Below are 23,565 nucleotides of genomic sequence, written 5' to 3'. Positions count from 1 at the left end.
CTTTTCACCCGGCGCACAAGCATTAGACGTCATCTCTTAAAGCCAATTCTACGCTTCCGGCTGGCTCCGCTGTAGAGTCCCTTCCACTCCTTCATCGCCATGCTTGCTGCGGTCGAACTGTCGCACGCCCTCGAGACTCAATGGACCGGCAGCGGACGCGCGGCGGACAACACTGAGTGAACCGTCCGTCTCCATGACGACGGCTTCTACATCGTCCATGGACAAGATGCCCGATGAACGCACCGCGGAGCGCACCTCGTCTTCGGTGACACGGGCCTGGCGCAGGGATGCCGGCACCAACCTGCCCCGGTACAGCAACAGAAGCGGCTCCCCGGTCAGAACCTGCCGTAACCATCGAACCCGAACGCTCGACCAGGTGACCGCGAGCTGGAGGCCGATCAGCACCGCAAAGGCCATGGCGCCGTCGGCGAGGGCAATGCTCTTGGTCAGCAGTACTGTCGCCAGGGTGGAGCCCAGGGCTACGGTTACAACGAAATCGAATGCGTTCAGCTTGGAGAGCGTCCGGTTGCCTGAGATGCGCAGGAACAAAACCAGCACTGCGTAAGCCAGCACACCCACAATCAAAGTGCGGGCGAGGCTCGACCACCCACCAAAAAACATCCCTTCCACGAGCACCCCCTTCGCACACGAATTTTCGGCACGACCGCAAACTCTCTGCGACCAATCGAGCACTTACGTGCTCGCTTCGCGAGCCGAACATCCCTGTTCGGCCTGGCAGACGGCAAAAAATACTTTTCAACAGCCTGCTAGAGTCCCTCCAGACCCACAGCGGTATCGCCCTCGCCAGCGTTGAAGTCTGTTGCGGAATCGGAGCCACCGCCTCCCTGGAAAAAGTCTCCGCCCAAACCACCGGTCAGTGTATCCGCGCCCGACCCGCCCATCAGAACGTCGTCGCCGGCTCCGCCGATCAGAACGTCGTCTCCGTGACCGCCGAGAAGTTTGTCGTTGCCGAGCGCACCGCCACAGATACGATCGTTGCCCCGCCCGCCGATCATTCGGTCGTCCCCTGCAGTACCCAGCATCACATCATCGTCAGGGGTTCCCACCAGTACGCCCCGATAAACCTGGCCGTGCTTGGGTCCGCCATGAATGATGCCGGTGGCATTCACAAAGATTGTCGCCAGTTCTCCGTCGCAACTTGGGGTGGTCACCTGTTCCTCGTAGGCACCGATATCACATTGAGCGAAACCGTCCCCATCACCGTCCACCGGGCGGGGCTCCGTCCGTTGATCCAGATTGTTAATGGGCATCGAGGCACAAACATCGTTGCTGCCACGATCAATGGCGATACTGGCGGGCATCAAGGCGTGCGTGAGGGTCGGGCCGCCGTTGTCGGTCAATGGCCCCAACAGCGGATCGCCGCTGAAGGCCGGATCGCAGCTCCCGTCCTGGACCAGAGTCGCGATGTTGCTGGTGATAACCCCCTGGTTCAGGCAGTCACCGCCATTGACCGCACCGGCGATCAACATGTTCTCCAACTCCATCTCAAGGTCCGCGGCGTTCATCACATTGCCACCGTACAGGGCGTTGTTGTTGGCGATGGTGCTGTTCACCAGCACCGCCCGTCCGGCATCGGACGCGTTCAACAGACCGCCACCACTACTGTCCGCCGCCATATTGCCACTGATTGTGGAATTGAAGATCTCGATGGTTCCGGCGTTGTATATTCCCCCGCCACCTACCGGGTAATCGGTGATGATCGTGGCCGTATTGCCGGTCACGGTGGTGTTCAGCAGCCGCATGGTCCCTTCATTTGCGATACCGCCGGCTATCGCCGCAGAATTGAGTCGAATGGTCGAATCGCGCACGATTGCCGCACCGTCACCGCCCATCCAGTAAATGCCTCCGGACAGTTCCCCAGTGGCATCATTGTTGGTGATCAGGCTGGAGTTGATTGTCATGCTGCCGCTGGCCGCAATGCCCCCGCCGTCGTCGCCTGCGCTGTTGAACGAGACGGTTGTGTTATTCAGAACAAGCTCCCCGGTACTGCCAATGGCGCCACCATTAAAAGTCTCGCCCCAATTATCGCTGACCGTACTGTCATTGAGCGTCAGGACACCAAAATTCAACAGGCCGCTGCCCATAATGAACTCGTTGAATCCTGGCGGATGGCGGGTTCTGCCGTTCATGAGGCTCAGGCTGTTAATGGTCAGGTTCCCCGACTCCCCAACCACCAGCAGGCGGAAGTCGGGCGTCGAATCAGCGTAGCTCCTTTGCACAGTCGAGTTATTACCTTCCAGGACGATGACACTGGTAACGACTGGCAAACCCGTGGGGTCAAAGGTGCTGTTATTAGCCGTGGTCAGGGTATAAACAGTGGAAACGGCTAACACGATGGTGTCCGTACCGCTGCCGCCTTCGCAGTCTGGATGGACTTGCGCGTCCCCGTTGGCGTTGTCGATGGCCTCGATGAGCGAGCAGAGTCCGTTGGCGACCGCGTCCGGTTCCGGATCATCAACAGTGATGGTTGCCGCCAGCCCCGTGTGCGCGGCTGACGATAACAGCGCGGCCAGCAAAATATTGCGAAGGCCGGACTTCATTGATGGATGCCCCCTCAATAAGAAATGCATCAACCCAATCGAACGCGACATGTCGAACCTCCCTGTTTGCGTGGTGATAGATTTGGTCGATGCTACTCTGCTTCTGCCGTGACAGGAACTCTGGAACACGCCAGGCGCCTGCTTTGGCGGAAGTTCTCTCTATGATGGCCAGGAGGTACGAGCCTCAATGTTTGTCTTGAGCCATCAGGCAGGACCATAGTCAAGCCGCACCACCCCCGTGCTGAATTGCTTTGATTGCAGCAATCTCAGGCGCACCGGATCAAGGTCGCCGTCGAACAGCGGCTTGCCAGCCCCCACGACTGTGGGAAAAAGGAAGAATCTGAATTCGTCTACGAGGTGCTGCCGGGTAAAGGCCTGGACAACGCTGGCACTACCGATAATCATCATGTCCTTGCCGGGCGTCTGTTTGAGTTTTCGGATCTGGGAGGCTGCGTCAGGGTTCAAAATCCGCGAGTTGTTCCAGTGGGCGTCGGTCATGGTCGTGGAGCACACCAGTTTCTCCATCGAGTTCATAACCTCCTGCAGAAGCTCAGCATCCGCCGCAGGCGTGGGCCAGTAGCCCGCGAGGCTCTGGAACGTGGTTCTCCCCATCACAAAAGCGTCAAGCTCCTGGTATTGATCGGCGAGGTCCTGCTCCATCTCTTGGTTGAAGCCTGACACAACGAAGTCCATCTCCTGACCAGGCGGGCCTGCCATGAAACCGTCGAGCGAGATGAATTCAAAAGCGATGAGCCTTCTCATAGTATTCCCCAAGGTTGTGGTCTGTAGCGCCTGGTCGACCCACAACCCCGATTTTCGACAAAGGAAGACCACAATTTGTCTGACCGCTTTGTTTCTACCAATGGCGGGCCTCGATATCTCTATCCCGGTTATCCGCCAGCGACTTCTCCAAGGAAACTCCAGGATTCGACGATTTTTGCATCGCTGAATGGGTCGATAGTCATCCGGTCTCCTTGATTGTACGACGGAACACCACGCGGCCAGTCAGTTGGCCGAGCTCGATAACCCGGGTAGACGAAGCTCGAAGTTTGGCGACTGAAGCTACCTTGGCTCGTTCAGTTATCGGGGTTCCCGTCAGACGCGAACAACTCGGTGGCTGGCAGGATAAATATGTCGCCCTGGCGGTTCATGTCCCGCGCACTGGACCAGTAGAACGTCTCGCCGTCACGGCTGAATGTTGGACCGACTTCAAGATTCTGCGAATTGATGCGGGCACCGAGATTGCGAGGCTCGGTCCAGCCTTCGTTGCGGCGATGAGTCACATAAAGGTCGCCGCCATCACAACCCTGATCGCAGTCGCGCATGAGGATGCCGTACTGCCCGTTCGGGGCGGGTTCGAACTCGAATTCATTTCCGTCGGTGTTGACCGGGGCGCCGAGGTTTTCCACCACGTAGCCCCCATCATTTGTGGAGCGGGCGATGTAGATGTCGTTACCTCCCAGACCGCCGCTCCGGTCCGAGCCGAAGTATAGTAGTCCCTCGGCGGTTTGACGGGGAAACCATTCCTGACCAGGCGAGTTGATCGGTTCCGGCAGGCGAACAGGCCTTCCCCACCCTTCGGCGGTACGATCGATTTTCCAGATATCGCGATCATTGCCACTCTTGCCCGGAGACGGCCGATCGGAAATGAAATACAGAGTCTGCCCGTCAGCAGAGAAGAATGGGTCCGCGTCGAGGTATTCCCCGGAGAAGTCCGCCATCATTGGGGCCGACCAGCCGCCGGCGGTGCGTTGGGCTTCGAGGATTTTCCAATCGCCGAAATTCGAGTTGCTCTTCACAAACAGGAGCTGGCCATCAGGGCCGAAGGCCGGGTGGGATTCCCAGCCGGGTGTGGAAATGACGCCGGGGCCCAGCATCTCATCAGCTTGAGCTGTGCCGACCCAGAGTCCGAGGTATAGCAATAGAAACAATGGTTTATGCATCTCTCGACTCCTGTGAATGATTACGGGTTGGTGATACTGAGACATCACCGGCAATGTAGTACAATCTTACTTGAAGGACGGTTATTAGATGTAGATATATACTATGAAGTTGTCCAAACTCGCAAAGGCATCCCTTATAGGAGGATCGTTGAGTGTTTCCGCACAAGCGGAAACAAATTTCTCGAGCCAGCTGTTCATTAATGCAAGCAATATTCAGCAGCAAGACCGCAGCTCCGACGTCGAGGGTTGGGGTCTGGATCTGAAACGCTTTTATCTCGACTTCAACCATCGGTTTGATGATAGATGGAGCGCAGTGGTCACGACGGACGTTCACTGGCGCCGTCAGAATGACCCGACCGATGTTTGGTTCCGTCACGCCTATGTCCAACGCAAATTTTCGAATCGACAGGTCCTGCAGCTTGGCGTCGCCCCGTTACCATGGATTGATTATATCGCTCGCAAAGTGGGTTACCGCTACGTTGATCCAAGCCTGACGACAATGAATCAGCTCTCCGAACCAACGGATTTAGGCATCCATTACTCCAACCGGGGTGAAACTCTCAGTTATGCGGTTTCGGTAGTGACTGGCGGCGGATTCAGGAAACCAAGAGTTGGGGATTCAGTGGACGTCGAAGCCTACGCTGCCTGGCACGTTGCTCCCGGACTGGACATTGCTGTTGGCGGTTACCGTGGCGCTCGTACCCAGGACAAGGATGAGGCTCCGAAAATCCATACCGCGGAGCGCTTTAATGCGTCTGTCAATTATCAACTAAACCAGATGCGCCTAGGTATTGAGTACGCTTACAACAACAACTGGAAACAAGTCGCCAGTCTCGTCGAAGATTCCAGTAGTGGCTCGAGTGCCTGGGCGAGTTATGGTTATTCGCCGAAACACTCCGTTTTTGTGCGTTATGACACCACCAAACCGAGTCGACGTTTGAATCCAAGCTATGAGAAAGAGTACGTGCAAGTTGGCTGGGACTGGAAAGTAGCACCCTATCTTACTGTGGCGGTTGTTGGTAAACGAATTGAAGAAACGAGTGCCAGTTTCGACAGGGAGTCGAATGAATTTGGGCTATGGACTATGTGGAACTTCTAGTTCAGAGCGGCCAACGTCACTGACGATCCGCCCATCCACCAGATCAATGGTGCGGTCGCAGGCAGACGACAGGCGTGGATCGTGGGTTACCAGCAGAACCGCGCAGCCGCGCTCCTGGTTGAATCGGCGCAGGAGTTCAAAAACCTCGGCGGCCGTGCTGGTATCGAGATTGCCGGTAGGTTCGTCGGCGAGCAACAGCGCCGGCTCGGTAATCAGTGCCCGGGCGATGGCAACGCGTTGTTGCTGACCACCAGAGAGCTGATTGGGTTTGGTGTCTGCATACTTTTCCAGCCCCACCGCAGCCAGGAGTTCCCTGGCCCTTTGCATGGCCGTCCTGTCGGGTTTGCCACGGGTCAGCATTAATGGCATCAGTATATTGTCAATGGCGGTGAAGGCCTGAATCAGATGGTGAAACTGGAACACGAAACCAATGGCGCTGCCGCGCAAAGCGGTGCGGCCCGCGTCATCCATGCCGCGGGTGGGATGCCCGAGCAGATAGAGCTCGCCGCTGGTCGGTCGGTCGAGAAGGCCGATCACATTCAGGAGTGTGCTTTTCCCCGAACCCGAAGGGCCAACCAGGGCGGCGAAGTCGCTGCGGCCGATTGACAGATCAAGTCCGTGCAGCACCTCGGTCTCGTTGGGCCGGCCGATGTTATAGGATTTGCGGAGTGCCTCCAGACGCAGCACTTCGCTGCTTGCATCAGACATAGCGAATAGCCACCACCGGGTCGAGTCGGGCGGCACGGCGGGACGGCACGGCAGCCGCCAGCACGCCAGTGAGGGTGGCGAGCAGCAACGCGGCCACCACCACTGCCGTGGGGATCGGGATATAAAACAGGCCCGGACCAAGATTGTTGAAGACCCAGACCAGCACATAACTGACTACGATTCCGATAACCGAACCGAACAGGCCGAACAGTGCCCCCTGTATCAGGAACACTCGCAGAATCTGCTGCCGGGTGGCACCCGTCGCGCGCAGGATGCCGATCTCGCGGGTCCGCTGCACCACGCTCACCGACAATACGCTGGCAATGCCAAAGGCCACGGAAATGGCCACGAACACAATGATCATGTTGGTGGACAGGCCCTGCGCGGTCAGGGCGTTCATCAACTGGGCATTGGTCTCGATCCAGCTCTCTGCGCGCAATGACGTCAGGCGCTCCACCTGCGCCGCAATCGAGTCCGCCGCAAAAATCTTTGTTACCGTCAGATCAATGACAGTCACTCCACCCGGCAGATCCAGCAGCGACTGGGCCTGTTTCAGGTCCAGGTACACATAACGTGAATCCAGCTCCCGCACACCCAGCTCGAAGATTCCGGCAATGTTGACCACGGCGGTGTTCTGTTGGCCCGTCTCCAACCGCAGCTTGCTCCCGACGTTCACGCCCAGATCGTCGGCCAGCAAGCGGCCAATCAACACCTCGTCGGCACCGATGCGCAGTTGCCCTCCGATCAGGTAGGTCTCCAGCTCGATGATGCGGCGATAGCGTTCCACATCGATACCCATCAGGGCCACGGATTCCAGGGCCTCGCCCCGGCGGGCAAACGCCGGCCCCGACACCACGGGCGATACCGCCGTAAGGCCGGGCAGACGATCCAGGGTGGAGCTGACCTGCTGCCAGTTGTTGATCGACCGCAGGCGTTGTGCCCGTTTGTCGTCCTGCACCAGTTGCAGAACGCCGGCTTGCGGCGGTAGCACGATGTTCGCTTCGTCGGGCGACAGCAGCCGGATATGGGCCTGGGTGCCGAGGGTGCGCTCGACGATGTTGGACTGAAGCCCCTGAATCAGCGCGGTGATAAATACGATTACGGCGACGCCCACGGCCACGCCCAGCATGATCATCAGGGACTGCGCGCGACCATCGCGCAGAAAGCGCGTGGCAATGGTCCACTCGGTCCACAGCCGCCGCAACGCGTCCATCAGTTCAGATTCACCGGCAGTTCGTTGCGGGTTGCGGAGTCGCCGCCGCTGCCCGCAACCGGCGCCTCGCGTTCCGTGAAGCGTACCCGTGTGTCGTCGTCCAGCGGAACGGTGGGATCCGCAAGCACCCGAGCGCCCGCGTCCAGTCCGGCGAGAACCTCCGACATGGCCTGGCCACGCAAGCCCAGCGTTACGTTCCGCCGTTGTACCCTGCCGCCTCGCACCACCAGCACCTGAGCCTGATTACCCTGCACCGTGTCCAGCGCATCGTTGGGAACGGCCAGCGCCTGGTCGCGGCGGCCGGTTTCGATGTTTACCGATACCGTCATGTCCTGCCGCAGGAATTCCGGGACAGGATCGACAATGAGCCGAACCTCCACGGTGCCCCGTTGGGGGTCGATACTGGGGGCGATGAAATGAATGCGGGCGGGAAAGGGTCGCCCGGGGTAGGCATCGGCAACCGCCAGGGCGTCCTGCTGCAAGGCCAGCCGCGACAGATTCCGCTCATCCACCGGTACACGGATCTCTGTGCCGCCGGCCAGGGCGATGGTGAACAGCACATGGCCAGGCTGTACCAGGTCCCCGGGCTCCACATCGCGAGTGAGTATCTTCCCAGCCACTTCGGAGCGCACCACGGTTTTGGCGAGTTGCGCCCGCAGTTCCGCCAACCTTTCCCGCAACAGAACCTCCTCCACATTGCCGGGAGCCAGGGCTTGAGCCGTCAAACGGGCAGTTTGCAGCTCGTTGCGCGCCAGTCGCTCGGCCTGCTCCGTTAGCTCAAGGGCTTCGGTGGACAGCAGTGATCGCGCAGCCAGCTCCCTTCGCCGCTCTGTTTCCCGGCGAGCCTGGGAAAACTGCAACTGCGCGCGGGCGAGCGCCAGCTCGGCTTGAGGGCGGGTTCTGGTTTCGAGCTCAGTGAGCGCGGCTTCTGCCTGACGCACTTGGGCGGCGATGTCATCCGCTTTCAGCAAAAGCAGGGTGTCGCCGGGCGCGACAATGTCCCCCTCCTCCACCCGGCGCTCCAGCACGACACCGGTGATTTCACTGCCGATCTGGGTACGCGATACGGTCACCACCCGCCCTGTGGCCACCACCGTCTGCACCAGCGGAATCTGCTCCACTGTGTAGCCCTGAACCTGCGGCCCCTGCCACCAACGCAATACGCCCAAGCCCAGGGCCAGCAACACCGCCGTCAGGATTAACACGGGCTTGTAGTGGGGCGCGCGCAAGAAGTGCCTCCGGTTCAGAACCGCTCAGAAGCACCAGTTTACCCACTTGCCACACTTCGGTTGAAGCTCCTTTGCTTCTTTACGCTTTGTCAGTCAGCGGGAGTGGAGATTCTAAGCCCCACAATCCCCGCGACCACCAGCAACAGGCTCACAAGCCGCAGAACAGTCACCGGCTCCCGGAAAAGCACTATGCCCGCCAGGGCCGCACCCACGGCCCCGATGCCCACCCACACGCCATAGGCCGTGCCCAGCGGGAGTGTGCGCATGGCCAGGCTGAGCAGGTAAAAGCTCCCGATCATTGCCACCACAGTAAAGACGCTTGCGCCGACCTTTGTGAATCCTTGGGTGTACTTCAGGCCAACCGCCCACACCACTTCCAGCAGCCCCGCCAACACCAGAATTACCCAATTCATATTAAGCTCCGCAGATAACAGGGCCGCCGCCCTCATGGGGTTCCATCATAACTGTTGTTGGGTTTCCATGTGTCCGACCAGTTCGGCGCATATTAGGATGGCCCTTCGCGGCTTGGTACATCGCCCATAAAAAAGGGGATAGACAGTCGCCACCCCCTTTTTCCAAAAACATGAACGCCCGGATCAGGACTTCGAGCTTGCGGCCTCCACCGAGGCCACCCACTCATCCACCACCTGCTCCAGCACCAGCAGTGGCAACGCGCCGTTGCCCAACACAAGGTCATGGAAGGCCCGGATGTCGAAACGATCGCCCAATCGCTTGTGGGCATTCTCGCGAATTTCGATCATCTTCAGGTGACCCATCTTGTATGAGCTCGCCTGACCGGGTTGCACCAGATACCGGTTGATCTCGACGCGCACGTCGCCGGGGTTCATGCCTGTTTTCTCGATCATGTAGGCCTCGGCGCGCTCCGGCGTCCATTGCTTGCGATGCAGGCCGGTGTCCACTACCAGCCGCACGGAGCGGAACATTTCGGCCTGCAGGCGTCCCAGGTCCCCCAGGGGGTTGTCCTCGTACAGGCCCATCTCGGCGGCGAGCTGCTCGGCATACAGTGCCCAGCCTTCAGTGAAGGCGCTCGGGTTCAGTGTACGCCGCAGCATCGGCAGGCCCTCAATCGTCTGGCTCAGGGATATCTGAAAGTGGTGCCCCGGGGAGCCCTCGTGGTAAGCGAGCGTCGGCAGGCTCCAGCGATTGTTGGAATTGATGTCCCCAAGGTTGATGAAGAACGTGCCCGGGCGCGACCCGTCCAGCGCCGGCGGGAAATAGTAACCACCGGGAGCGGTCGCCTGTGCATGTTCCGGCACCGGCCGCACCTGCAGTGCCTGCTCGGGAACGCGGCTGAAATAATCGGGGATGTGGACACTAAGGCGGTCGAGCGCGGCCTCGATGTCGGCGATCACCTCCGCCCGACCCTCATCGGAGTCTTCATAGGCAAAGCGGGGATCCTTCGCCAGCCTCGTCACCCGCTCGCCTACCGAGCCTTTGCTCAGCCCCTGCTTGCGCAGCAGTTCATCCATCCGTTTTTCGATGCGAGCCACTTCGTCAAGGCCGATCTGGTGGATGGCGTCCGCGTCCAGGTTGGTGCTGGTGTTCCAGCGCAGCGCCGCGTCATAAAACGCTTTGCCGTCCGGCAGAGCCCACGCACCCCGGTTCGGCGGGTTCTTCTCGAGCGTCTGCTCCAGGCGCGCGAGCAACCGTCCGTAAGCGGGATTGGTGTGCTCCCGGACTGCCGCCTCGGCCTCCTTTAACAATGCCTGGCGACGCTTGGCGTCAAACCCGGACAGGCCTTCCAGCTTTCTCTCCAGTGTTTTAACAAAGAAACTCGCGGCGGGTTCGGGCTCCAACAGCGAGCGAATCTGCCCGGCTGCTCCCTCGAGGGCGACCTTGGGCGGTATCACGCCCTGCTCGGCCTGCAGGTCGAAGTTGGCAAGGACCTGATCGAGCTTGCGGGCGATGGCTTCCAATCGGGCGATGTAATTCTGCGCGTCGCTGTCATCAGCCACCCGGTGATGGTTCTCCATGAACTGGGGAATCACGACCGGGATGCTGAAGAGTTGGTCCACCGCGTACACCGAACTCCCCGCCGGCATCCAGGCCGCCGCCCAGTCAAACTCCATCAGGTCGATCTGGGTGCGGTAAAACCAAGTGGCCAGGTCGTGGCTCCAGCGCTCCTGCCCTTCCAGCGCCTCACGATCATAGGCGTTCACGGCCTCCAGCCCCTCCCGGAGTTCCGCGCGCAGCTCGGCGCGCCGCGGCAGGGAAACATCGGTCATCTGATCCGACAGGTCGCCCACGCCGTCACCGGAAAGGCCGAGCATGGTGCGCAGCTCCGGATCGGTATTGATGCTGCGGGCGGCCAGCTCCTCAAGCAGATCATGAAAGCTTGCGGCGTTCTCCTGTGTTGCCTCGGAAGAGGCCGTCTCGTTAACCGCCGGTTCCGCGGCCATCGCCGCGGGCACGAGGGCGGCAATGCTCAATGCTAAAACCATGTTTTTCATAAGGTAATCCTTTATCGTTCGGGCGGCCTGTCAGCGCCCGGTTCTGTGGTGCTTTGGGATTAGACTGGAAACAGCAGGTTTCATCGACTATTTCGATTATCGCCGTTTCGACGACCAACGTCTGTGTAGTCGCCCGAGAGCTCCCATTTTAGACAAAGCGCCGGCCAGATCCTGTCTGATAAAGGTCAAAACCTGCAGGAAAGTCGCGCAACACCAGCAAACGGGGAGTATCACGCCCTCGAAGGAGAACGTGTCAGGTGCGTGAGCGCACAATATCGAACTCGCGATTCAGGATACCGGAATAGTCATGCTCGGGTATTTCTTGTTCCGAACGCTGCCCGTCCAGCGACGAACGGATAAACTTAAAACCGCTCAGCGTTTTTCTACCGTCCGACGTCGCTATGGTGGCTAATGGCGCGCGCCGAAAATGCGAGTCCGCTGAGTCGCGGTGAAAATAGAACATCTCCTGGAAATCCGCCAACGTCCGGGGCTTTAGCGTAAACCTGAACTGGGGGCACCAGTCTTCCTCGCGAAGTTTCTGATGCAGCACATAGAATCCATCGCTCCTCTCGATGCGGTACGCGCGGCCTGTCTCAAACTGAGTCGCGCCGACCGCAAATCTGAGCGGTGTGCGAAACGAATCCCCAAAGCCCACATCGACGAGCCACGGCTCGCCCAGGCTCACAAGCAGCAGCATATGGTCAAACTCTGGCGTATAGGTGCCGTCACTTCGCGCAACCTGCGCGGAGAGAAGCGTTGTGTCATAGCCCAGGCCCCTCAACAAGGACGCAAAAAGCCCATTGCACTCGTAACAAACCCCCCCGCGCCGGTCAGCCACGACCTTCTGAAAAAAGCCCGGAATCGACAACTCCATGGGCTCCCCCCAATGGATCGATAGGTTCTCGAACGGAACGGTTTGCAGATGGGCGTGCTGAAGTTGTTTCAGGCCGAGGCTATCCGCGCTCGCGAGTGCGCTGATCTTTAGCCTGTTGAGATATTGCTGGATCTGACTGGCTCTCAGCATATGGCAACTAGTCCTGCGCAGCGAGCATGTGCCCTATCACGATGGCGTTTTGATCCGGGTATTATGGCCGGCACAAAGCCACCAGGCACCCTGCTTGCGAGCGAACAGATACAGGCATCGCTCATCCGATTCGACGGCATTGCTTGCCGAATATCGGGTGAGGCGCACGTGTGCATACGCCGTATCCTGAGTGATAAGCTCAAGGCGCTCAATGATGTACCTGAATGTGGAATTCTTCAGCGGTCCGCCAAGGAACTCTTTGTGAACGGGATGGAGTTCGTCAAGACTACTGGTCAGTCCGCCGTTGGGATTTCCCCAGGATATGTCGCTACTGAAGTATTCATTGTAGGCAACTGCGTCATGCGCATTCAGCGCCGCTTCCAGATTTTTGATGAGCTGTTTCAGTTCTTCGAGTCGTTGATCGTCCACGTAACTTTTCCCTTGTTGTTTGCCAGGCCAGAAAGGGGGCGTCCCCCTTTCCAACGTCGGATCACTACTGCTTACTTCCCCTTCCCGCTCAGATAGGCCATAGCCTTCTTCAGGAATTTTTCCGTCTGTTGGCCACCTCGGGTAAATTCCTCCTGCGTCGATGCATCATTCAGCCTTGCCATCGCCGCCATCACCGCTTCCGGTGTCTGGTCTTCAGGCGCCAGATAGATGCCGTCGTTTTCATAGACATGAGTGCTGGCGTAGCCGCCGGCGCCGGCGCATAGGATGTAGCGGTTCGGAGAATCGTCGTGGCAGAGGGTGAGCAGACCGGTGGTAACGGATTCCGGGGTCATGAGTTTGAATGCTTCTTCGGGAATGATGTCCTCGGTCATGCGGGTGCCGGCGGTTGGGGCCAGGGCGTTAACCTTGATGTTGTACTTGGCTCCTTCCAGCACCAGGGTGTTCATCAGGCCCACCACACCCATTTTGGCGGCGCCATAGTTACTCTGCCCGAAATTGCCGTACAGCCCACTGGAGGAAGTTGTGACCACGATGCGGCCGTAGCTCTGTTCCTTCATGATGTCCCATACGGCCTTGCAGCAGTTGACGGTGCCTATCAGGTGTACATCAACCACGAGACGAAAATCGTCCAGGGACATTTTGGAGAAGGTCTTGTCCCGCAGGATACCGGCGTTGTTGATGAGGATGTCCACGCGACCCCATTTGTCCATGGTCTTCTGAACCATGTCCTGCACTTCGTCAAACCTTGCTACGTTGGCGCCATGGGCAATGGCTTCGCCGCCCTGCTCTTCAATCAGTTTGACCACTTCCTGGGCGGCGGCCGAAGAGGCGCCGCTGCCGTCCCGGGCGGCGCCCAGGTCGTTGACCACGACTTTGGCTCCACGAGCTGCCAGAGCGAGGGCGTGGGAGCGGCCCAGGCCCTGACCAGCGCCGGTTACGATGGCCACTTTTCCGTCAAAACGAATCGTCATTGTCTCTACCTCTATGTTGAATAAAATCAGTGAACAACCTGCATGGTCAGCCATTCGGCAAGCAGGGCCGGCTTGTCTTCGCCGTTGATCTCCACGGTGATTTCATACTTGATCATGTACTGGCCGGGGTTCTTCTCATTGATATCGAGTACCCTGGCCCGCGCTCGAATCTCGCTATCAACCTTGACAGGGTTGAGGAAGCGGACCTTGTCGAAGCCATAATTGATACCCATCACCACTCCCTCGATCTTGACTCCGAAGCTTTCGGCAAAGTGGGACAGCAGGGAAAGGGTGAGAAAGCCGTGGGCGATGGTGGTACCAAAGGGGCTCTCGCTGGCTTTGGCGGGATCCACGTGGATGAACTGATGGTCTTCAGTGACGTCCGCGAATGCGTCGATGCGGGGTTGTTCTATTTTCAGCCAGGCGGTTGGTTCGGTTTCAAAGCCGATGTAATCGCCGGTTTGTGCGCGCGGTATGACGACGCTCATGCCCCCCTCCTCTGAATACTGTTGTTGTATGAGTGGTGCAGGGAAGTTTATGCGAGTGTGGCGTTTGAGGAAAGAGAGCAAAAAAGCAGAACCTTCCGCGGATGAAAACGGAAGGTCTGCAAAAAGCTCACTTTCGAAAGGTCCGACCCGATCCCGAACTCACATCGAGCCCACGGACGATTGTCGATCCACTCCGTTAGCGGGCCGCGCAAGCGAACAAGCTTTTACTTAGGTCTTTACCTTCCTATTTCTCTTCCCTATACTTAGGTTTATGCCTAAGCAATTGATTCAAATGGACCGCATCTTCCACGCCCTGTCGGACCCGACCCGACTGGCCGTTGTGGCGCGCCTCAGCTCCGGTCCCGCGTCGGTCGGGGAGTTGGCCCAACCGTTCTCCATGGCCCTCCCCTCCTTCACGCAGCACCTGAAAGTGCTGGAGCAGAGCCAGCTTGTAAGCTCCGAGAAAAAAGGCCGCGCGCGAATTTATCAACTCCGCCCCCGGACCCTGGCCACCGCCGAACAGTGGTTGCAGCAGCGGCGCCGACTCTGGGAGCAACGCCTCGACCAACTGGATGACTATCTCCAACACCTGCAAGAGGAGGAAACGCCATGAGCACGATGCAACACGATCCGCGCCTGGACCTGGTATTCGAGCGCACCGCCAGTGCGCCGCCGGAGCTGCTCTGGAAGGCCTGGACTCAACCCGAGCACATCAAGCGCTGGTTTACCCCCGCCCCCTGGCAGACCACCGAGTGTGAAATCGAACTGCGCCCCGGTGGTCTGTTTTACACCCGCATGCGCGGCCCGGATGGAGAGGACGTCCCCAACAAAGCCTGCTATCTGGAAGTTGTTGAGAACAGAAAACTCGTCTGGACCGACGCGCTGGAACGTGACTATCGCCCCGCCGCCCTGCCCAACGACTGCTTCAATCACTTCTTTACCGCCACCCTTCTTTTCGAACCCATCGAAGGCGGGACCCGCTACATCGCCATCGCCCGCCACGCCAGCGAGGACGCGCGAAAATCCCACGAGGAGCAGGGCTTCGAGGACGGTTGGGGCGCGGCCTACGAGCAGATGCTCGAGTTGATCAAAAAGGAAATGATGTAGTCCACAATTGTCCACAACGGGTAACGCCCCGGGAGCGATCATGTCACTGACCCTCTACTACCACCCGCTGTCCTCGTTTTGCTGGAAGCCGCTGATCGCGCTGTATGAAGCGGCTATTCCCTTTGCCCCGACACTGGTGGATCTTGGGGACGAACAGAGCCGGGAAAATTTCTACAAGGTCTGGCCCATGGGCCAGTTTCCCGTGCTACGGGACGAGTTCAGAGAGCGGACCATTCCCCAATCCGCCGCAGTGATCGAATACCTGGATCTGTACCATGGAGGCACCATGATCCCGGCGGATCCGGACCAGGCCCTGGAGGCGCGCCGCTGGGACAGCTTTTACGACTGTTACCTGCAACACCCAATGCAAAAAATAGTCGCCGACTCTATGCGGTCGCCGGAGCAAAGTGATGCGTTGGGCGTACAACAGGCGCGACAGACGCTGAGCCGGGCCTACGGTGTGCTGGAGGACCTCCTGAATCAACGTGAATGGACCACGGGCAGCGCCTTCACTCTTGCGGACTGCGCCGCCGCTCCGGCTCTGTTCTATGCCAACAAGATTCAGCCCTTCGGAGAGAGCGAACAGAGGCTGTCGGCGTTTCTGCGACGCCTTCAGGAGCGCTCTTCTATTGCGCGCGTTCTCGAGGAGGCCGCGCCGTATCTCGACTCGTTCCCGTACCAGCACAGCGAGAACGAATCGGAGCAGGAATAAAAAATGCAGCTTCACTCCCAGCGAGAGACGGGAGGAAGCTGCCAAAGCGAGATCGAGGGATCTCGACAGGGCCGCTATGAAGCCATGCGTTGTTCGACCTGCAGGCGGGATTCCGCCATGCGGTCGGCAATAACGTTGGTGGGAAGCTGAGCGCGGTCGGACTCCTGGAAGATCGCCTCCAAGGTGTTGGCGATGTTCTCCACGTGGGCCTTCAGCGCTTTTGCGTCATCCGGTCGGGTTTCCATGTACCAGGCATCGATGATGCCGCCCGCATTGATGACGTAGTCGGGCGCGTACAGAATGCCGCGACGGAACAGCGTCTCGCCGTGAGCGGGCGTTGCCAACTGGTTGTTGGCGGCGCCGGCAACGATATCTGCGCGAATGCTGTTCACAGTCTGATCGTTGATCACCGCCCCCATGGCGCAGGGGGACAAAATGTCCACCTCCAGGGTCAGAATCTCGTCGGCGGATACGGCTTTCGCCCCCAATTCATCCACCGCCCGCTGCACGTTGGCCGCGTTGATGTCGGTCACCAGCAATTGGGCACCCTGCTCTTGCAGCATGCTCGCCAATCGGTAACCCACGCTGCCCAGGCCCTGAACGGCGACGCGCAAACCCTCCAGGTCGGTGCGGTCGTAGCGATGCTTCACAGAGGCCATAACCCCACAGAACATACCGTAGGCCGTTGAGCGCGACGGATCGCCGTCCCGCTGTTGGCCCGCCTCGTCGAGGGTGCCGGACACACCGCTCACGTGTTTGCTGCGACGGGCCATGATGGCAAGGTCATCGACGGTAATGCCCATGTCCTTGGCCACGATATAGTGGCCGCTGACGGTTTCCACGAACTCGCCCATCGCTTCCATCAGTGCAGGGGTCTTGTCTTTTGCCGGGTCGCCGATAATCACCGACTTGCCGCCACCCAGGGGCAGTTCCGCCATGGCGGATTTGTAGGTCATGCCCTTGGACAAACGCAGCACATCCGCGAGAGCAGCCTCCTCGGTGGCATAGGGATGCATCCGGCACCCGCCCAGCGAGGGGCCAAGGGCGGTGTTGTGAACGGCGATGATGGCTTTGAGGCCCGAAGCCTCGTCGTAACCAAACACCACTTTTTCGTGCTTGTCGTAATGCGGGTTGTCGAAGATGTTCATACTGCCTGGCTCCTGAAATCCACCAAAAACTGTTTGGAAAGCGGACGGTTGTTTTGCACCTCTTCCATGGGCTTTACGCAACCCGATCCACGATGCGAACAACCTGCTCCCGGTTGGCAAAGCGATCCATCAAGGCAGCGAGTTGCTGGCGATAGCCTTCCGCTGCCTTCTCCTTCACGTGTCCGTAGCCGCGCACACTTTGAGGCAGCTTGGCAACTTCCACGGCTGTGGTGTGGTTGTCCCAGTTGATGTTCGGGAGCAACTGTTCCACTGACTGCTCGAAGCTTGCGATCAACTCGCGGTCCAGCCGCCGCTCGGCAGTGTAGGACAGCGGGTCAAAGCGGGTACCGCGCAGGAATTTGAGCCGTGCTACGGCACTGAGCAGTGGCCAGACCCAGGGGCCGAATTCGCGCTTGCGCAGATGCCCGGTGTGCGGATCCTTCTTCGCAAGCAGTGGCGGTGCAAACTGGAAGCTCACCTTGAACTTGCCACTGAAGCGGTTACGCAACTGATCGCGGAAGTCGGTTTGGGTGTAAAGCCGAGCCACTTCGTACTCGTCCTTATAGGCCAGCAGCTTGAAGTAGCTTTTCGCCACGGCTTTGGTGAACTTCAGCGAAGCCTTGTCCTCGGTACCCAGAGCCACTTCCTCGGTTTTCCGCACGCGGGCCACGAAGTTGCGGTACTTGTCCGCATAGGCCTGGTCCTGATAATCCACCAGGAACTTGGCTCGCCATTCAATGATCTCGTCCAGGTCAGTGAGAGGAGTGAATTCCTGCTCTCCGCCCAGATACTGATCCAGGAATTGCGGCTGTGCCGCGGCGACCCGACCCCAGAGGAAGGCCTGGCGGTTCATCTCGATCGCGACTTTGTTCAGCTCGATTGCCGCGTCGATGGACTCGGCTTGCAGGGGAATCAGGCCGCGCTGGTAGGCGTAGCCGAGCAGAAACAGGTTGCCGGCAATGGAATCGCCCAGCACCTGGCGGGCAATGCGCGTCGCGTCAGTGAGGCTGAGGTGGTCATCGCCCACTTCCGCGCCTATGGCTGCTTTCATGTCTTCCGCCGGGAACTGGTAGTCCTTCTCGAAGATGAAATCCGAGGTGACCGACTGATACTCGTTCACCACCGCATAGGAGCGACCCTTGCGCAGTTTGGCCAGGGATTCGTCGGAAGCGGAAACCACCAGATCGCAACCCAGCAGCAGGTCCGCGTCGCCGGCGGGAACCCGAACCGAGTAGATGTCGTCCTGCTGTTTGGCAATGCGCACATGACTGATGACGGAGCCGAATTTCTGGGCCAGACCGGTCTGGTTCAGGGTGGAGCAGCCCAACCCTTCAATGTGAGCGGCCATGGCCAGCAGTGAACCGACCGTGAGCACGCCGGTTCCACCCACGCCGGTGATGACGATGTTCCAGGGTTGGTGGATGGCGGGTTTTACAGGCTCCGGCAGTTCCGGGAAGTCGATCTCGCCTGCGCCGGATTTGCTCTTGCGCAGTTCGGCCCCTTCGAGGGTGACGAAGCTGGGGCAGAAACCCTTCAGGCAGGAGTAATCGTGGTTGCAGGCGTTCTGATCAATCTCCCGCTTCACGCCCGCTTCCGTTGCGGCGGGCAGCACCGAGAGGCAATTGGATTTTTCACTGCAGTCCCCGCAGCCTTCGCACACGGCCTTGTTGATGAACACGCGCTTGGGCAACGGCGGGCTTGCCAGTTTTTTCAGCTTGCGGCGCTTCTCCGAGGCGCAGCCCTGGTCGTAAATCAGAATAGTGGTGCCGGGGGTCTTGCGCAGTTCGTCCTGAATTGCGTCCAGGTCATCCCGGTGATCGATGGTGAGCCCTTCGAAGCGCGGAAAATCGTGTCCGTATTTGTCCGGCTCGTTGCTCACCAGCGCGATGCGCTTGATGCCTTCGCCGCGCAGCTGATGAACAATCTGGTCCACCGTCAGCGTGCCATCCACCGGCTGACCGCCAGTCATTGCCACCGCGTCGTTGTAGAGGATCTTGTAGGTGATGTTGACGCCTGAGGCGATGGCCGAACGAATGGCCAGCAGGCCCGAATGGAAGTAGGTTCCGTCGCCCAGGTTCTGGAATACGTGGGGCGTTTCCACAAAGGGCGCCTGCCCGATCCAGATGGCCCCTTCTCCGCCCATCTGGGTGGTGGTGAGGGTATCGCGATCCATCCACTGAGCCATGTAGTGGCAGCCGATGCCTGCAAAGGCCACGCTGCCGTCCGGCAGTTTGGTGGAGGTGTTGTGAGGGCAGCCGGAGCAGAAATGCGGCCTGCGCTCCACCAGTTTGCGCGGCTGGGCCAGGCGCTGCTCCTTGGCTTCCAGGAACTCCAGACGCTTGTGCATCAGCTCCGAGTCGAAGAAGCGGCTGATGCGCGAAGCGATGGCTCGGGCGATTTGCGCGGGAGTCAACTCCCCAAGGTTGGGCAGCAGGTCCTGGTGATTCTCATCAAACTCCCCGATCACCCGCGGGCGCTCGCTGACGGGCCAGTTGTAGAGCTGGCCTGTGAGCTGATCCTCGATAATGCTGCGCTTTTCCTCCACAACAAGGATCTCTTCCAGGCCCTTGGCAAACTCGTGAGTGCCCACCGGCTCCAGCGGCCAGGACATGCCCAGTTTGAACACCCGCAGGCCGATCTCGGCGGCCATGCGCTCATCGATGCCCAGGTCCTCCAAAGCTTGCAGCACGTCGAGGTAGGACTTGCCGCTGGTGATGATGCCCAGCCGCGGGTTGGGGCTGTCGATCATCACCTTGTTGAGGTTGTTGGCGCGGGCGAAGTGCCGGGCGGCGTAGATGCGGTATTTGTTGAGGATCCGCTCTTGCTCGAGCGGCGTGATGGGCCAGCGGGCGTTCAGGCCCTCGGGCGGCATCTCGAAATCTTCCGGGATGACGATGTTGACCCGGTGCGGGTCAATCTCGGCGGAGATAGCGGAATCCATGTTCTCGGTGATGGCCTTCAGGCCCACCCAGCAGCCGCTGAAGCGTGACAGCTCCCAGCCGAAAATACCCAGGTCCAGAACCTCCTGTACGTTGGCCGGGTTGAGCACCGGAATGGAAGCGCCGATGAACATGTGCTCGCTCTGGTGTGGCAGCGTGGATGATTTGCAGGCGTGATCGTCCCCTGCCACCGCGAGAACGCCGCCATGCTTGCTGGTACCGAAGGCGTTGGCGTGCTTGATGGCGTCCATGCTTCGGTCCACGCCGGGGCCCTTGCCGTACCACATGCCGAACACGCCGTCGTACTTGGCGCCGGGGAACAGGCCCACTTGCTGGGACCCCCACACGGACGTGGCGGCCAAGTCTTCGTTGACACCAGGCTGGAAGTGGATGTGATGCTTATCCAGGTAGGGTTTGGCCTTCCAGAGCGCCTGGTCCACGGTACCCAGGGGCGAGCCGCGGTAGCCGGATATGAAGCCGGCGGTGTTGAGCCCCGCCTCCAAGTCCCGCTGGTGCTGCAGCATGGGAAGTCGCACCAGTGCTTCGATGCCCGTTATGTAGGCCCGGGCTGTGTCCAGGGCGTATTTGTCGTCGAGCGAGATTTTGCGTACTGCCATATCCATCTCCGCCTTTTTGAGGTCTTAAACAGTTGATCGGGACTGCTCGACTGACCGGCGGAAAGAAACAGCATTATTCTGCTTCGCTTCGGGTGTCCAGGATCACTGGCCCCCCGGAAGGGAAACACGCGGCTTTTTCTCTCTTCTAGCTCCAACGAACAGCCAATCCCGATCACTGTGAGGATTAGCCAAATCGGCCTTGTGGGCCGTTTTGGGAAATCTATCAAGGATAAGGCGGAAATTTATTTTTATTTTTCGGGAAACTTGGCAGACTAGGGATATTCTTAGTGTAAAGCACCGTAAACCGGGGAATAATTATGCAAACCACTACTCCCGAGCTCAGTCCGGTTGACCTTCAGCTTCTCGGACTGCTGCAAAAAGACGCCAGCCTCACCACAGCGGAACTGGCGGAAAAAGTGGGCCTTTCCCAGTCCCCCTGCTGGCGCCGGATCTGCCGGCTGGAGGAAGCCGGCTATATCAAGAAGCGGGTGGCGCTGCTGGATCCGGAGAAACTGGGGCTCGGGGTAGTGGTATTCACGTCGGTGAACCTGGCGAGCCATCACGGCTCCGCCCTCTCCGAGTTCGAAAGCCAGGTGGCGCGATTTCCCGAGGTTGTGGAGTGCTACACCATGACCGGCACCATGGACTACATGCTGAAGATCGTCTGCAAGGACGTGCACCACTACGAGAATTTCGCCCGCAAGTACCTGGCTCAGGTATCCAACATCCGGGAGATGCATTCCAACGTGGCGATTACCCGCATCAAGGACACGACCGAGCTGCCCGTGGGTGAGCGCTGAAGGGCTCCCATGCTGCCGGCAGGAAATGGCTCAAGGGGCCAGAAGGGATTCAGGAAGGAAGGGGGTCCAGCGGCGCCAGGCGCGGGTCACCCTCCTCTCGTCGCACCTGAAACGGCGATGAAAAGCGGTGGCGATACTCCTCCGGCGAGAGGTGCACCTCTCGCCGGAAAAGCGCGCAGAATTCCGCCGTGTCCGTACAACCTATGCGCGCGGAGATCTCGGCCACGCTCCAGGGACTGGTTCGGAGCAAATGCCTGGCCAGGTGCATGCGATAGGATTGCAGATAGGTCCGGGGGCACAGGCCGGTTTCCGCCTGAAAGCGTCGCAGCAGGGTCCGCTCACTCACCTGAAAGGCACGGGCCAATGCTTCCGCGTCGTACGCTTGCTGGCAACGTTGTTTCAGCCACTCACGCACCCGTTCCGAAAATCCTTTCTCGCCCGGGACGCTTTCGATAGTGGCTTTGTGCACAGGGGCACGACAGTCGAGGGTACCGTTGCCTGGCGGAATGCCGGCGATGCGGGCGGCCCGCTCCCCTTCCCCCACTTTGCACAGGTAGTGAATCACCAGATCCACGGCGCCCGTGGGGGAGCCTGTGGTGATGATCCCGCCGACATCCAGCACTACAGTATCCGCATCCACCTTCACTGAGGGATAACGCTCGGCCAGCAAGGGCGCGTGGAGCCAGTCCGCCGCAACATGGCATCCATCCAGCATACCGGCCTCCGCCAGAACCATGGCACCGAGGCCGATCCCGGCCAGCTCAGAACCCGAGTCGCTGAGCTTTTTGATTAGACGGGCTTCCCCGAGCAGCCCCTGGAGCCGACGGGAAAGCGCATCGCGACTCGCGAACTCGAAACCGGGAATCACCAGCAGATCGCAGGGCTGGGACGGTTGCACCGACGAGAGGGGAAAACCGCCCGCGGCCCGGACCCGTCCTCCGGTGGCGCTGATCAACTCCGTTTCAAACAGGGGAGCGCCAGCGTCCGGTCCATTGGCCTTCAGGAAGAGATCGCAAAGGCTGAAAACTTCGGTAGCAAGGCAGTCCTCGTAAACGAGGACCGCAATTCGCTTTGCTCGACCCATTCTCACCCCTTCATTGTGATTATTGGCGAAGCGATGGCGACACCGCCCATTTCGCTCGACCGGTCGAGTGGCAGCAGGAGACCCGGTCGCAATACTCCAGAGACCTCGATGCTACCCCCGGTGATCACAAGGGTTTCGGAATTCGATCACAACACGACCTGATGCTGGCGCGTTGTCCATTGCACCCACCAGCGCGCGGGCACCTGTCCGGCGCGTTTATCGTCGTGTGTAGGTTTCCTTGCGCAGAATGCTGCCGTCGGTATCCAGGAAGGTCACTCTTACCTGCTCACCGGCCGGGCCAAACGGCCATTGCACCTCCACAAAGCCGCGGGTGGCGCCTGAGGCTATTCCCGCATCGATAAAGGTCCTCTTGCCAACGCCGAGGCCCGTCCATTCACAGGAGCCAAATCCGTCGGAGCGCAGGCTGTAAACGGCGTCCGCGTAACCAGCCGCACGATCCAGTGTTTCGACCGTCAGTGTGCATTCCTCCTCAGACACATAGCTCCCGACCAGGTCGGCGTTTACCAGCGGGCTGACCACACAGCACAAAACGAATCCCATTTTCTTCAACATCTTCTCACCTCTGTTATCTTTCTGGTTAACGGCTGCAAAACTCCTTTGCCCGGCTGAACCGGATATTGTCCATAACTACTTTGTGGACATTCTAAGAAGTGAGATCCCGCTTGCCACATCAAAGGCGAGTACGATTGATTTAAATCATAAGCGCCAGCCCATCTAACCATCTGCTTGCGGTCCCCGCGCCCCGCTCACCTCCTCCTTTGCCCCGCCCCCCTTTTCCTTTTCCGACGAATTGGGTAGAATTCGCGCCCTCACACGCACCCGTAGCTCAGCTGGATAGAGTAGGTGGCTTCGAACCACTTGGTCGGGAGTTCGAATCTCTCCGGGTGCGCCATACAAAAAAGCCCTCCAATGGAGGGCTTTTTTGTATGGCTCAGCTGGAGATCTTGGTTCGGACTCCCCGAGTTCGACAAATTCGCAGG

At 59.4% G+C, this 23,565-nt stretch carries 22 protein-coding genes and 1 tRNA gene; 6 read left to right on the top strand and 17 right to left on the bottom strand.

All coding sequences use genetic code 11. The features are described 5' to 3' along the window. Positions 1–48: 48 nt before the first annotated feature. From ACURWW_RS15150 to ACURWW_RS15135, 4 genes are all read right to left on the bottom strand, one after another. Complete coding sequence (locus tag ACURWW_RS15150) at positions 49–621, bottom strand: DUF421 domain-containing protein (RefSeq protein WP_445617729.1); 573 nt, start codon at positions 619–621, stop codon at positions 49–51. Between the two features lie 146 nt (positions 622–767). Next, positions 768–2,561 (bottom strand): choice-of-anchor Q domain-containing protein, encoded by a 1,794-nt coding sequence (locus tag ACURWW_RS15145; protein WP_445617675.1) that lies wholly within the window; start codon positions 2,559–2,561, stop codon positions 768–770. Between the two features lie 204 nt (positions 2,562–2,765). Next, entirely contained in the window at positions 2,766–3,323 is a 558-nt protein-coding gene (locus ACURWW_RS15140) for a dihydrofolate reductase family protein (protein WP_445617674.1), read from the bottom strand. A 314-nt stretch (positions 3,324–3,637) separates the two neighbouring features. Next, on the bottom strand, positions 3,638–4,504 hold the full coding sequence (locus tag ACURWW_RS15135) for a TolB family protein (protein WP_445617673.1): 867 nt from the start codon (positions 4,502–4,504) through the stop codon (positions 3,638–3,640). Positions 4,505–4,607: 103 nt separating this feature from the next. On the opposite strand from ACURWW_RS15135, the gene ACURWW_RS15130 reads away from it, so the two are divergent. Continuing rightward, a complete protein-coding gene (locus ACURWW_RS15130) occupies positions 4,608–5,603 on the top strand; it encodes a hypothetical protein (protein WP_458618509.1) in 996 nt (331 codons plus the stop codon). Here ACURWW_RS15130 and ACURWW_RS15125 read toward each other — a convergent pair. From ACURWW_RS15125 to ACURWW_RS15085, 9 genes are all read right to left on the bottom strand, one after another. Next, on the bottom strand, positions 5,580–6,311 hold the full coding sequence (locus ACURWW_RS15125; protein WP_445617671.1) for an ABC transporter ATP-binding protein: 732 nt from the start codon (positions 6,309–6,311) through the stop codon (positions 5,580–5,582). The genes ACURWW_RS15130 and ACURWW_RS15125 overlap by 24 nt on opposite strands. Next, on the bottom strand, positions 6,304–7,524 hold the full coding sequence (locus ACURWW_RS15120) for an ABC transporter permease (RefSeq protein WP_445617670.1): 1,221 nt from the start codon (positions 7,522–7,524) through the stop codon (positions 6,304–6,306). Before ACURWW_RS15120 ends, ACURWW_RS15125 begins: the two co-directional genes overlap by 8 nt. After that, positions 7,524–8,753, bottom strand: a complete 1,230-nt coding sequence (locus tag ACURWW_RS15115) for an efflux RND transporter periplasmic adaptor subunit (protein ID WP_445617669.1) — start codon at positions 8,751–8,753, stop codon at positions 7,524–7,526. Before ACURWW_RS15115 ends, ACURWW_RS15120 begins: the two co-directional genes overlap by 1 nt. A gap of 89 nt (positions 8,754–8,842) precedes the next feature. Continuing rightward, a complete protein-coding gene (sugE, locus tag ACURWW_RS15110; protein ID WP_445617668.1) occupies positions 8,843–9,166 on the bottom strand; it encodes a quaternary ammonium compound efflux SMR transporter SugE in 324 nt (107 codons plus the stop codon). A 183-nt stretch (positions 9,167–9,349) separates the two neighbouring features. Next, a complete protein-coding gene (locus tag ACURWW_RS15105) occupies positions 9,350–11,224 on the bottom strand; it encodes a DUF885 domain-containing protein (RefSeq protein ID WP_445617667.1) in 1,875 nt (624 codons plus the stop codon). 253 nt (positions 11,225–11,477) lie between these two features. After that, complete coding sequence (locus ACURWW_RS15100) at positions 11,478–12,248, bottom strand: arylamine N-acetyltransferase family protein (RefSeq protein ID WP_445617666.1); 771 nt, start codon at positions 12,246–12,248, stop codon at positions 11,478–11,480. Between the two features lie 36 nt (positions 12,249–12,284). Beyond that, a complete protein-coding gene (locus ACURWW_RS15095) occupies positions 12,285–12,677 on the bottom strand; it encodes a YybH family protein (RefSeq protein ID WP_445617665.1) in 393 nt (130 codons plus the stop codon). Positions 12,678–12,748: 71 nt separating this feature from the next. Further along, a complete protein-coding gene (locus ACURWW_RS15090) occupies positions 12,749–13,669 on the bottom strand; it encodes an SDR family NAD(P)-dependent oxidoreductase (RefSeq protein WP_445617664.1) in 921 nt (306 codons plus the stop codon). Between the two features lie 26 nt (positions 13,670–13,695). After that, a complete protein-coding gene (locus tag ACURWW_RS15085) occupies positions 13,696–14,157 on the bottom strand; it encodes a MaoC family dehydratase (protein ID WP_445617663.1) in 462 nt (153 codons plus the stop codon). A gap of 292 nt (positions 14,158–14,449) precedes the next feature. Here ACURWW_RS15085 and ACURWW_RS15080 point away from each other — a divergent pair, with 292 nt between their 5' ends. Genes ACURWW_RS15080 through ACURWW_RS15070 form a run of 3 tightly spaced genes read left to right on the top strand, consistent with a single transcriptional unit; the run spans position 14,450 to position 15,976 of the window. Beyond that, positions 14,450–14,770, top strand: a complete 321-nt coding sequence (locus ACURWW_RS15080; RefSeq protein WP_445617662.1) for an ArsR/SmtB family transcription factor — start codon at positions 14,450–14,452, stop codon at positions 14,768–14,770. Next, positions 14,767–15,264, top strand: coding sequence for an SRPBCC family protein (locus ACURWW_RS15075; RefSeq protein ID WP_445617661.1), 498 nt, complete (start codon positions 14,767–14,769; stop codon positions 15,262–15,264). Before ACURWW_RS15080 ends, ACURWW_RS15075 begins: the two co-directional genes overlap by 4 nt. Positions 15,265–15,304: 40 nt before the next feature. Next, a complete protein-coding gene (locus tag ACURWW_RS15070; RefSeq protein WP_445617660.1) occupies positions 15,305–15,976 on the top strand; it encodes a glutathione S-transferase family protein in 672 nt (223 codons plus the stop codon). A gap of 74 nt (positions 15,977–16,050) precedes the next feature. Here the strand turns inward: ACURWW_RS15070 and ACURWW_RS15065 are convergent, their stop codons facing one another. Next, positions 16,051–17,124 carry a Glu/Leu/Phe/Val family dehydrogenase gene (locus ACURWW_RS15065; protein WP_445617659.1) on the bottom strand — a complete coding sequence of 358 codons (1,074 nt, stop codon included), beginning with the start codon at positions 17,122–17,124 and terminating at the stop codon, positions 16,051–16,053. A gap of 73 nt (positions 17,125–17,197) precedes the next feature. Next, complete coding sequence (locus tag ACURWW_RS15060) at positions 17,198–20,680, bottom strand: indolepyruvate ferredoxin oxidoreductase family protein (protein WP_445617658.1); 3,483 nt, start codon at positions 20,678–20,680, stop codon at positions 17,198–17,200. 317 nt (positions 20,681–20,997) lie between these two features. On the opposite strand from ACURWW_RS15060, the gene ACURWW_RS15055 reads away from it, so the two are divergent. Continuing rightward, positions 20,998–21,480: an Lrp/AsnC family transcriptional regulator gene (locus ACURWW_RS15055; RefSeq protein WP_445617657.1), complete on the top strand. Its 483-nt coding sequence runs from the start codon at positions 20,998–21,000 to the stop codon at positions 21,478–21,480. Between the two features lie 49 nt (positions 21,481–21,529). Here the strand turns inward: ACURWW_RS15055 and ACURWW_RS15050 are convergent, their stop codons facing one another. Both ACURWW_RS15050 and ACURWW_RS15045 read right to left on the bottom strand, forming a co-directional pair. Beyond that, positions 21,530–22,564: a GlxA family transcriptional regulator gene (locus ACURWW_RS15050; RefSeq protein WP_445617656.1), complete on the bottom strand. Its 1,035-nt coding sequence runs from the start codon at positions 22,562–22,564 to the stop codon at positions 21,530–21,532. 216 nt (positions 22,565–22,780) lie between these two features. Then, positions 22,781–23,137: a hypothetical protein gene (locus ACURWW_RS15045; RefSeq protein WP_445617655.1), complete on the bottom strand. Its 357-nt coding sequence runs from the start codon at positions 23,135–23,137 to the stop codon at positions 22,781–22,783. Between the two features lie 263 nt (positions 23,138–23,400). On the opposite strand from ACURWW_RS15045, the gene ACURWW_RS15040 reads away from it, so the two are divergent. Next, positions 23,401–23,477: transfer RNA gene (locus tag ACURWW_RS15040), tRNA-Arg, on the top strand. Positions 23,478–23,565 lie beyond the last annotated feature (88 nt).

This window comes from Gilvimarinus sp. F26214L (genome assembly GCF_054401055.1).
The sequence above is the reverse complement of the archived record's forward strand: the minus strand, read 5'-3'. Positions and strand labels throughout refer to the sequence as shown.